The organism is Streptomyces sp. CA-251247 (assembly GCF_050952975.1).
GTDB classification, from domain to species: domain Bacteria; phylum Actinomycetota; class Actinomycetes; order Streptomycetales; family Streptomycetaceae; genus Streptomyces; species Streptomyces achmelvichensis.
In genome coordinates, this window is sequence record NZ_CP191861.1 from 1,695,541 (window position 1) to 1,706,156 (window position 10,616).

The window sequence follows — 10,616 nt, forward strand, 5'->3', positions numbered from 1 at the left end:
CGAGCCGCCCGGGGCCCGGGTCCGGGTCGGTGGGCACGGGCAGCGCGGAGAAGTCCGCTGTCAGCGCTGGAGGTTGCCCGCCGGCACCCGCTCCGCCCCGCGCTCCCGGCCCGCCGCTACGACGCCCCGCGCTCCCCGCTCGCCCCTACGACGCCCTGCGGAACGTGGCCGCCGGCCGCACCGTGCCGGCGCCGAACCGCGCGTTCGCCCGGTCGACAGCCACCTCCGCCGTGAGACGGGATTCCCGCACCGGGTCGAGCGAGATCTGCCGGGACACCCGCTCGGCCGCGGTGAGGTCCTCGGCGCGCAGCACCATGCCCGTCAGCCGGGCCCGCTGGAGTCCGGCGGCGTCCATCATCCGGTACGCCGCGGTCCGCAGATCCTCGTCGTGGCCGGACGGCTCGGGGAGCCGCCGGGTCTTCTCCCAGTGCGTGCCACCGGCGAACTGGAGCTTCAAGGACAGCGCCCGGGCGGCCTGACGGCGGTCGCGCAGGGTCGCGCCCAGCCGTACCACCAGATCGAGAAGCGCGGCCCTGACCAGGGCACCGTCGAGCTCGTGCCCGGTGAACCGGTGCCGGACGGCGGCCGCGGGCGGCAGATCCTTGGGCGTGACGGGACGTGGGTCGACACCGCGGGCGCGCTCCGCGGCCTGCCGTCCCGCCCGCCGGCCCAGGATCCGTTCGACGACGCCCTGCGGGACGGCGGCCAGTGCGCCGACGGTGTGCAGGCCGTACGCGTGCAGCGCCTCGGCCTGCCGGGAGCCGATGCCGTGCAGCGCCTCCACCGGCAGCGGCGCGAGGAAGTCGTCCACCGCGCCCTCGGGCACGGCCACGATGCCGCCGGGTTCCGGTACCCGGGCTGAGGCCATCGCCGCCACCGCCCAGGTGCCGGCCACCCCGATCCGTACGTCCGTGCCCAGCCGGGCCACCGCGCGCAACCGCACGATCTCCGCGATCCGCACGGCGTCCGCGCCGAAGTACCGCTGCGCTCCCCGGGCCTGCACCAGCGCGGCCGAGGGCGGGATGGCCTGGACGACGGGAGAGAACTCCCGCAGCAGCTCCAGCACCGCCCGGTACTCGTCCTCGGGAAGCGCCGGGGCGCAGCGCACATGCAGGACGCTCGCCGCACGGTCGTACAGTCCGCCGGCTCCGGCTCCCCGTCCTGCATCCGGCCGGTCGGGGCTCGGGGGATTCTGGTTCATCCGGCGCTCCCGGGACTCTGGTGCCACAACTTCCTCCCCGTTGCCGCCTGTTGCTCACCGGGCGGCTGAAGGTCCGCCCAGGGGTTGAGTTCGTAGCCCGTCGACAGCTGGATCCGGCGCCCGTTGTCGGCGGGGGCCCCGTCGCCCTCCACGGGAGCGGTCAGCCGTGCCGCGACCGCGTCGAGCCCTCCCGTGCGCCGCAGTTCCGCCAGTTCGGCGAGGTTCCAGGCGGCCGCGCCGACCACGCTGAGGCTGCGCGGACCGCGCCGCTGCACCACCCCGCGCACCAGCAGCAGCCAGGAGTGGAAGACGGTGTAGGCGCATGCGGCGTGACTGTCGTCGAAGAAGGCGAGGTCGACCAGGCCGGTGCCGTCGTCGAGCGTGCTGAAGATGACCCGGCGCCCGGACCGGATCGGCGGTGTCTGGGTGGCCGCCTTCGCGCCCGCGACCAGCACGGTCTGCCCGTGCTTCGCCGAGCGCAGTTGCTGGGCCGAGAGCACTCCCAGCTCCTTCAGGAAGGAGTGGTGATCACCCATCAGATGCCGGGAGGCGTCCATGCCGAGGACGCCGAGCTCAGCACTGAGGCGTTCCGCGTCACCGAGGTCGGGCAGCCCGACGGGGGCGGTCTTCTCCCCCTGCCCGAGCGGGAGTTGACTGCCGTAGGACCCCTTGCCGCGCTGTCCGCGGTGGAGTTCGGCGAGATGCAGCAGCAGGTCGCGCCGGTTCGCGCCGAAGGCGTCCAGCGCGCCGACCTGGGCGAGCCGTTCGGCGACCGGGCGGCCCGGGCGGGCGCGCTGCCAGAAGTCCAGCAGTGAGGAGTAGGGCCGGCCGTTCGCGATGCGCTCCGCCTCGGCCTCGCTGATGCCATGGACGTCCGAGAGGGCGAGCCTCAACCCCCAGGCCTCCCGCCCCTCTTCAGACACCAGTTCGATTTGATGAGCGACTGCCGACCGGTTCACGTCCAACGGCAGTACGGGGACTCCGCGCCGCCGTGCGTCCGCCAGCAGCAGCCGCTTCGGGTACATCCCCGGGTCATGGGTGAGCAGCCCGGCGAAGAAGGCCGCCGGGTGGTGCGCCTTGAGCCATGCCGACTGATAGGTCGGCACGGCGAAGGCCACCGCGTGCGCCTTGCAGAAGCCGTACGAGCCGAAGGCCTCGATGATCTCCCAGGTGCGGGCGATCACGTCGGGGGTGTAGTCCCTGGCCGCCGCCTGCCGGGCGAACCAGACCTTGATCGCTCCCTGCGACTCGGGGTGGGACAGCCCGCGCCGCACCCGGTCGGCCTCGTCCCGCCCGCAGCCGGTCATGATGTCCAGCATCTCGATGATCTGCTCGTGGAAGACGACGACTCCGTAGGTCTCCTTCAGTGGCCTCTCCAGATCCTTGTGCGGATAGCGGACAGGCGCCCGGCCGTGCCGGGCCTCGATGAACGGCCGCACCATGTCGGCCGCGACCGGGCCCGGCCGGAAGAGCGAGATGTCGACCACCAGGTCGTCGAAGGTCGACGGCTGGAGCCGGCCGATCAGATCCCGCTGGCCCGGCGACTCGATCTGGAAACAGCCCAGCGTCTCGGTGGACTTGATCAGCCGGTAGGTGTCCGGGTCGCCCGGCGGTACGGCATCGATGTCGACCTCCTCCCCCGTCGCCCGCCGCACCTCGGCGACCGCATGCGCCATCGCCGACTGCATCCGCACGCCGAGGACGTCGAGTTTGAGCAGCCCGAGCTCCTCCACGTCGTCCTTGTCGAACTGCGCCATGGGCAGGCCCTCCCCGCTGGTGGGCACCACCGGGGTACGGGTCAGGAGCGAGGCGTCCGAGAGCAGCACCCCGCACGGGTGCATGGCGATCCCCCGCGGCAGCGCGTCCAGCGCCTCGACCAGCTCCCACATCCGGCCGTGCTTCCCCTTCTCGGCGGCGAGGGCGCGCAGTTCGGGCAGTTCCTCCATGGCGGCGCGGGCGTCCCGGGCGCGGATGTGCGGAAAGGACTTGGCGATGCGGTCGATCTCGGCCGGGTCCATGGAGAGCGCGGCACCCACGTCACGTACCGCATGGCGCACCCGGTAGGTCTCGGGCATGGCGACGGTGGCGACCCGCTCCTCGCCGAAGCGGTCGATGATCGCGCGGTAGACCTCGATCCGGCGGGCGGACTCCACGTCGATGTCGATGTCGGGCAGCACCCGCCGCCGGGTGGAGAGGAAGCGCTCCATCAGCAGGCCGTGTTCGACGGGGTCGGCGTGCGCGATGCCGAGGAGATGGTTGACGAGGGAGCCCGCCCCGGAGCCGCGTGCCGCGACCCGGATGCCCATCTTCTTGACGTCGTCAACGACCTGAGCGACCGTCAGGAAGTACGTGGCGTTGCCGTGGTACGCGATGATGTCGAGCTCGTGGTGCATGCGCTCCCAGTAGTCGCGGCGGTTGTCGTAGCCGCGCAGCACCATGCCGGCGGCGGCGCGGGAGGCCAGCACCCGTTGCGGGGAGCGCCGCCCGGCGCCGACCAGATGCGGTTCGGGGAAGTGGACGGCGCCGATCCCCAGGTCGTCCTCGGGGTCGACCAGGCACGCGGCCGCCGTCTCCTCGGTCATGGCGAGCAGCCGGTGCGCGGTGTCCCGGCGGAAGCCCGCGGCCTCGGCGACCCGCTCGGCATGCGCGGTCATCGCGTCCGGACCCTTGAGCCAGCGCTCCCCGCTGTCGAGACCTTTGCGCGGGTCGATGGGCACCAGGCGGCGGGCCGCGTCGAGGACGTCGGCGACCGGCCCCTGGCCGGGGTCGGCGTAGCGGACGGCGTTGGTCAGCACGGCCCGTACGCCGTGTTCGGCGGCGAAGCCGAGGGTGCGTGCGGCGTGCCGCAGGGAGCCGGGGCCCGTGCCCGGGAGTCCGTGGTGGACGACTTCGAGGCGCAGCCCATTGCCGAAACGTTCCTGCCAGGGTGTGAGCAGCGTGGCCGCCCGGTCGGGGCGGCCCGCGGCGAGCGCCCGGCCGATCTCGGACGCGGGCCCGAGCAGAACGGTCAGACCGTCGCCGTGGCTGTCGTTCCAGGGCAGCAGCGGAACACCGTCGTCCGCCGCATGCGCGGCGGTCACCAGTCGGCACAGCTCGGCCCAGCCCCGGCGGGACCGCGCCAGAAAGACGGCCCGCGGAGCGGACTCGTCGAGAAAGGCACCACCGCGCACGGGAGCACGCCGGCGCCCGGTCGGCCCCTCCTGCCGGGCCCGCTCCCCCACCGCGAGGTCCACCCCGAACAGCGGCCGGACCCCCTCCTTCTCGCAGGCCTTGATGAAGCGGACCGCGCCCGCGACGGTGTCGCGGTCGGTCAGCGCAAGGGCGTCCATACCCCGCTCGGCGGCACCCGCAGCCAGCCGCTCCGGATGCGATGCCCCGTACCGCAGGGAGAACCCGGAAACGGTGTGCAGATGCGTGAACCCGGGCACCCGCACCTCCTGGATCAGTCCGTCTCACCTCCCCCTCCTCCACCATAGACCAAGTTTCGAACATACGTACGACATGGCGCGCATCAGCCATTCGGACCCGCCCCACCTGCGGGAACACCGGGCGAGACCCAGCGTGGAGGCCATGACGCGCACATCGGACGACCCTCGCGGAGGTTTCCTCGGCGAGCTCAAGGACGCGGTGAGCGCACGGGCCGCACTCCTGGTCCTCGGGGTGCTGGCGATCCAGCTGGCCTTCATCACGTCGTACATCGGCGCCTTCCACGCACCCGCACCGCACAGGGTCCCGCTGGCCGTCACCGCGCACTCGAGCCAGGTCTCCGACGAGGTCCTGTACCGGCTGTCCACCCTGCCGGACGAGCCGCTCGACCCCCGGCCGGTCGGGAACGAGGCGGCGGCGGTCGAACAGATCCGGAACCGGGACATCGACGGCGCACTCGTCCTCGGCCCCGACGGCACCGCCCGGCTGCTGGTCGCCAGCGGCGGCGGCGCCTCGCTCTCCCAGGCGCTCGCCGAGGTCGTCACGGCGGCCGAGAAGGGGCAGCCAAGGACCCTGAAGGTGGTGGACGTGGTCCCCGGCACCCCGGGCGACGGCCGCGGGCTCTCCTCGTTCTACCTGGTCGTCGGCTGGTGCGTGGGCGGCTATCTGTGCGCGGCGATCCTCGGGATCAGTGCGGGCGCACGGCCCGCCAACGGATCCCGCGCCGTGATCCGGCTGGGCGCCCTGCTGGTGTACTCGATCCTCGCCGGCCTGCTGGGATCCGTGATCGCGGGCCCCGTGCTGGACGCCCTGCCGGGCAGTCTTCCTGCCCTGTGGGGCCTCGGCACGCTGCTGGTCTTCGCGGTCGGGTCGCTCACGCTCGCCCTCCAGGGCCTCGTGGGCGTCATCGGCATCGGCATCGCGATCCTGCTGGTGGTCGTGCTCGGCAATCCGAGTGCCGGCGGCGCCTATCCCCATCCGCTGCTGCCGCCGTTCTGGCGGATCATCGGCCCCGCACTGCCGCCGGGCGCCGGCACCTACGCCGCCCGCTCGATCGCGTACTTCAGGGGCAACGGCGCGGGCGTCCCGATGCTGGTGCTCGGCGTGTGGGCGGTGACGGGCACGGCGCTCACGATCGCCGCCGCGGTGTTCCGCCCCGGCGGCATGGGGGCCGGGGCGGAAGTGGCCGCGGGCGGCGGAGCCGATGGGCGCCGGGGTGGCGGAGCCGAAAGGGCGGCCACCGCGGGCCGTCCCGGCACGGGCTGAGGCGAGCCGATGCCCGGACGACTCGGACCGCGAGAGCGCGGCGACACACAGCCCGGCAACGGTCCACAGTCCGGGGCCCCCTCCCCCGCCCGGCCGTCCGGAGAGCGGGGCCCGCGGATCCGCGCCGCTCGCCGGGCCTCCCGCGGACCGGCCGTTGCCGACGGGAACGGGAGAGCCGGCCGGAGTTCCGGACCACCGGTGTCCCCCGCGCTGCGGGCCGCGGCCGCGTACTCCTGGCGTGTGCTCGTGGTCGGCGCGCTCGTGTACGCCGTCTTCTCGATCCTCGGGCGGTTCCACGAGATCGCCGTGGCCGTCTTCCTCGGTCTGGTCGTCACCGCGATGCTCCGCCCGATGACCGATCTGCTGGCCCGCCGGATGCCGCGGGCGATCGCCGTTGCCGTGTCCCTGCTCGGCAGCATCGTCGTCCTCCTCGGCGTCCTGGCCTTCGTCGGCGAGACGGTCGCCGGTGAACGCGCCGTACTCCAGGAGGAGTTCGGCGCCGGGATCGGCAGGATCGAACACTGGCTGGAGCAGCCTCCGTTCCGGCTGAACCCCGAGGCGCTCACCGATCTCCAGTCCCGGATCGGGCAGTTCCTGTCCAGCCACCGGTCCACCCTGATCAGTACCGCTCTCAGCGGCGCCGGACGGCTGGTGCAGGTGCTCACCGTGCTGGCGCTCGCGCTCTTCTGCTCGATCTTCTTCCTCCAGTCGGGCGACCGGCAGTGGAACTGGTTCTGCTCACAGCTGCCGGCGGGGGCCCGGGACCGGGTGGCGCTGGCCGGCCGGGCGGGCTGGCGGACCTTCACCGGTTACACACACGGCATCGTGCTGGTGGCGGCCACCAACGCCATCCTGGTGGGCGTGGCGCTGTTCGCCCTCGGAGTGCCGCTGGCCGTGCCCCTGGCCCTGCTCGAATTCTTCGCCGCTTTCATTCCGCTGATCGGCTCCCCCATCGCGCTGGCCGTCGCCGCGGTGGTGGCGCTGGCGTCCGAAGGGCCGGTGATCGCGGCCGTCGTCGTCGCACTGATCGTGATCATCGGTCAGATCGAGGGGCATCTGCTGCACCCGCTGGTGATGAGCTGGGCCGTCCGGCTGCACCCGGTGGTGGTGGCACTCTCGGTCGTCGGCGGGGCCATCGCGGCGGGAGTGGTGGGTGCGGTGGTGGCGGTACCGCTGGTCTCCGTCCTCTGGGCCGCGCGGCAGGCCCTGCGCGGCGAGCAGCCAAAGACACAGCAGCCGCGCACCCGGACGAAGGGGAAGAAGGGACCGGCGGGAGACGGACCGGCGGACGAGGCGGGGAACACGAGCGGCATGAGCAAGGCCCGGGCCACCCCTGAGGGGTGACCCGGGCCTCATGGCTCACAGGGTGGTGCGTCAGCCGATCTCGGCCCCGAAGGCCTGAAGGGCCTCGGGCACCGGCTGGAAGAAGGTCTCGCCGCCCGAGGAGCAGTCACCGCTGCCGCCCGAGGTGAGACCGACGGCGGTGTCGCCCGCGAAGAGCGAGCCGCCACTGTCACCGGGCTCGGCGCAGACCGTGGTCTGGATGAGGCCGTTGACGATGTCGCCGTTGCCGTAGTTCACGGTGGCGTCGAGGCCGGTGACCTCACCGTCGTGCACCTGGGTGGTGGAGCCGCTGCGCTGCACCTGCATGCCGACGGTGGCCTCGCCCGCCTTGGTGATGGCCTGCGAGCTGCCGTTGTAGAGGTTCACCTCGCTCGGGTGCTCGGTGCTGCCGCTGTACTTGACGAGCGCGAAGTCGTTGTCGGGGAACTGCGAGTCGACCATCTCGCCGATCGGCGCGCCGCCCGCGGAGTCGGACCACTGGCTGCCGGCCTGGCCGCAGTGTCCGGCGGTGATGAAGTGGGGCTCGCCGTCCTTGACGACGTTGAAGCCGAGCGAGCAGCGTCCGCCGCCCGAGTGGATGGCGTCGCCGCCGGAGATGAAGGGCTTGAACTCACCGGCGGTCTTCTTCAGTTCCGCCTTGCCGCCCAGGCCCTTGACGACCTGGTTCAGCTTGGTCAGCGCCGCGCCCTTGACCGTACGGTCGGCGGTGACGACGACCTTGTTGGTGACCGGGTTGACCGCCCAGGAGGTGCCCGGAATGGTCGCCTTGGTGGTGAGGGTCTGCCGGGCGGTCTTCAGCTCGGCGAGGGTGTTCTCCACGACGCGTGCCTTGCCGCCCGCGTCGCGCACGGCCTTGGCGGCCGCGTCGTCGATGACGTTCACGATGAGCGTCTTGGCGTCGGCGTCGTAGTACGTGCCGGCCGCGTCGCCGCCCAGCTTCACGCTCAGCGTGTTGGCGAGGTTTCCGGCCGCCGTCGCCGACAGCTTCTTCGCGGTGAACTGCTCGGTGTTGTCACTGGCGTTCGCACTCTGGAAGGTGAGGCCCGCTCCAACAAGTGCGACGACGGCGCCGCCCGCTATCGCCGCTTTTCTCTTGGGAATGCGTCGGTGCTTCAACTTCAACCTCCTGTGGGGGCCGCGTCCCGACATGTGGGGTGTCGGAACACGGAGGATGGGGCGCCCACTATTCCGATACCAATCGGTAGCACACAAGGTCGACTTCAGGACGCGCACACGACAACGCGGAGGCGTTCACAACGCCTTCACAGCAAACATCGACCCTGGTCATTCCGTTTCGCGAACAGCACATGTACGGCGAGCAATCACGCCATGGGCAATGGGTGAGGACTAGTCCTGTCCTGATTCCGACCCCTCGGGGCCCGCGGCCGGACCGACGGCGGGAGGAGGAGGGGCGCTCGCGGGAGCAGGAGGAGTCGCGGGAACAGGGGCTGCCGCGGGAGCGGGAGCGGGTTCGGCCGGGGGCGCAGGCGCCGGCTGCTGGGCGCGTTCGAGGAAGCGCAGGAGTTCCACCGGGAAGGGCAGCACCAGGGTGGAGTTCTTCTCCGCGGCGACCGCCACCACGGTCTGGAGCAGCCGCAGTTGCAGCGCGGCGGGTTCTTTCGACATCTCGCCCGCCGCCTCGGCGAGCTTCTTCGAGGCCTGGAGTTCCGCGTCCGCGTTGATGACCCGTGCCCGGCGCTCGCGGTCGGCCTCCGCCTGCCGTGCCATGGACCGTTTCATCGTCTCGGGCAGCGACACGTCCTTGATCTCCACCCGGTCGATCTGCACACCCCAGCCGACCGCCGGGCTGTCGATCATCAGCTCCAGCCCCTGGTTCAACTGCTCCCGGTTCGAGAGCAAATCGTCCAGATCGCTCTTGCCGATGATCGAGCGCAAGGATGTCTGCGCCATCTGGGAGACCGCGAACCGGTAGTCCTCGACCTGCACCACCGCGTCGGAAGGATCGATCACCTTGAAGTAGATCACCGCGTCGACCCGGACCGTCACATTGTCCCGGGTGATGCCGTCCTGCGCGGGAACCGGCATCGTCACGATCTGCATATTGACTTTACGGAGCCGGTCCACGCCCGGGACTATCAGGGTGAATCCAGGGCCGCGTACGGAGGGCCTGAGCTTTCCGAGCCGGAAGACCACCCCGCGCTCGTACTGCTTGACCACCCGGGCGGCCGCCATCACATAGACGACTCCCGCGGACGCGACGGTCACGCCGGCCGTCATCAGTGCCTCGATCATCACGGGCCCCCCTGGGGTGCGATGCGGACCGGCATGCAGTGCCTCTTCGAAGGTAACTCCCCCCTGGCCGCAAAGGGAGACCCGGTCACACGCTCTGATGGGTAATCATCGAACGGTTGGGGAATGCCAAAGGCTCACCTTGCTTGTACGGGACACTCTTGTACGGGCACTGAACGAAGGGGGCGGGGGTGCGACGTCGGGTGCGCGCGTCGGACGGGCGGCATCTGGTGGTGGAGCGGCTGGGGGATCCACGCGGCCAGCCCGTGTTCCTGCTCCACGGCACACCCGGCAGCCGGCTGGGCCCGGCCCCGCGCGGCATGGTGCTCTACCAGCGCCGTACCCAGCTGATCGCGTACGACCGTCCCGGTTACGGCGGTTCGGACCGGCTGGCCGGGCGCTCCGTCGCCGATGTCGCCGAGGACGTCCGGGCGATCGCCGACGAACTCGGGCTGGAGCGGTTCGCCGTCGTGGGCCGGTCGGGCGGTGCGCCGCACGCGCTTGCCTGCGCGGCGCTGATGCCGGACCGGGTCACCCGTACCGCGGCGCTGGTCACCCTCGCGCCCCGGGACGCCGACGGGCTCGACTGGTTCGAGGGCATGGCGGCGTCCAACGTCCTGGAGTACACCTTTGCGTCGGACGACCCCGCGGGGCTCACGGCACGGTTCATCCTGCGGTCCGCCGAGATCAGGAAGGACCCGATCCGGCTCCTCGACGATCTGCGCCGGGAGCTGACCGACTCGGACCGGATGGTCGTGGCGGACGCGGGAGTGCGGTCCATGCTGCTGCGCAACTACCAGGAGGCGCTGCGCGCCTCGGCGTACGGCTGGATCGACGACGCGCTGGCCTTCTGCAGCCCGTGGGGGTTCGACCCGGCCGACATCAAGGGCGAAGTGATGCTCTGGCACGGCGAGAAGGACGTGTTCTCACCGGTGGGGCACTCCCGCTGGCTCGCGCAGCGCATCCCCGGTGCGACGGCGGTCCTGGAACCGACGGCGGCACACTTCGACGCCCTGCACGCGCTGCCCCGGATCCTGACCTGGCTGTTGAACTAGAACGCACCGAACGGGAACGGACTCCTTCGGGACGGGCCGCACTCGTGCACCGGCAGGGCGAGGTCTCCGCCCTG

The 10,616-nt window shown here is 71.8% G+C and carries 7 protein-coding genes; 3 read left to right on the forward strand and 4 right to left on the reverse strand.

Annotation, left to right across the window (positions count from 1 at the left end):
• Nucleotides 1-145: 145 nt before the first annotated feature.
• Together ACQPWZ_RS07485 and ACQPWZ_RS07490 are read right to left on the reverse strand one after the other, a co-directional pair.
• Nucleotides 146-1,201: a DNA polymerase Y family protein gene (locus tag ACQPWZ_RS07485; protein WP_340472297.1), complete on the reverse strand. Its 1,056-nt coding sequence runs from the start codon at nucleotides 1,199-1,201 to the stop codon at nucleotides 146-148.
• Complete coding sequence (locus tag ACQPWZ_RS07490; RefSeq protein WP_433570939.1) at nucleotides 1,198-4,629, reverse strand: DNA polymerase III subunit alpha; 3,432 nt, start codon at nucleotides 4,627-4,629, stop codon at nucleotides 1,198-1,200. The genes ACQPWZ_RS07485 and ACQPWZ_RS07490 overlap by 4 nt, the downstream gene beginning before the upstream one ends.
• Before the next feature lie 142 nt (nucleotides 4,630-4,771).
• Here ACQPWZ_RS07490 and ACQPWZ_RS07495 point away from each other — a divergent pair, with 142 nt between their 5' ends.
• Both ACQPWZ_RS07495 and ACQPWZ_RS07500 read left to right on the forward strand, forming a co-directional pair.
• The gene (locus ACQPWZ_RS07495; protein WP_433570940.1) at nucleotides 4,772-5,893 is read left to right on the forward strand and encodes a DUF3533 domain-containing protein; all 1,122 of its coding nucleotides are present in this window, start codon (nucleotides 4,772-4,774) and stop codon (nucleotides 5,891-5,893) included.
• 198 nt (nucleotides 5,894-6,091) lie between these two features.
• Nucleotides 6,092-7,237 carry an AI-2E family transporter gene (locus ACQPWZ_RS07500; protein WP_433570941.1) on the forward strand — a complete coding sequence of 382 codons (1,146 nt, stop codon included), beginning with the start codon at nucleotides 6,092-6,094 and terminating at the stop codon, nucleotides 7,235-7,237.
• Nucleotides 7,238-7,267: 30 nt separating this feature from the next.
• Here ACQPWZ_RS07500 and ACQPWZ_RS07505 read toward each other — a convergent pair whose 3' ends face one another.
• Together ACQPWZ_RS07505 and ACQPWZ_RS07510 are read right to left on the reverse strand one after the other, a co-directional pair.
• Nucleotides 7,268-8,353, reverse strand: coding sequence for a S1 family peptidase (locus ACQPWZ_RS07505; protein WP_433570942.1), 1,086 nt, complete (start codon nucleotides 8,351-8,353; stop codon nucleotides 7,268-7,270).
• Between the two features lie 231 nt (nucleotides 8,354-8,584).
• A complete protein-coding gene (locus tag ACQPWZ_RS07510; RefSeq protein WP_340472302.1) occupies nucleotides 8,585-9,490 on the reverse strand; it encodes a slipin family protein in 906 nt (301 codons plus the stop codon).
• A 188-nt stretch (nucleotides 9,491-9,678) separates the two neighbouring features.
• Between ACQPWZ_RS07510 and ACQPWZ_RS07515 the strand changes: the two genes are divergently transcribed.
• Complete coding sequence (locus ACQPWZ_RS07515) at nucleotides 9,679-10,542, forward strand: alpha/beta fold hydrolase (protein WP_340472303.1); 864 nt, start codon at nucleotides 9,679-9,681, stop codon at nucleotides 10,540-10,542.
• The last annotated feature ends 74 nt before the right edge of the window (nucleotides 10,543-10,616 follow it).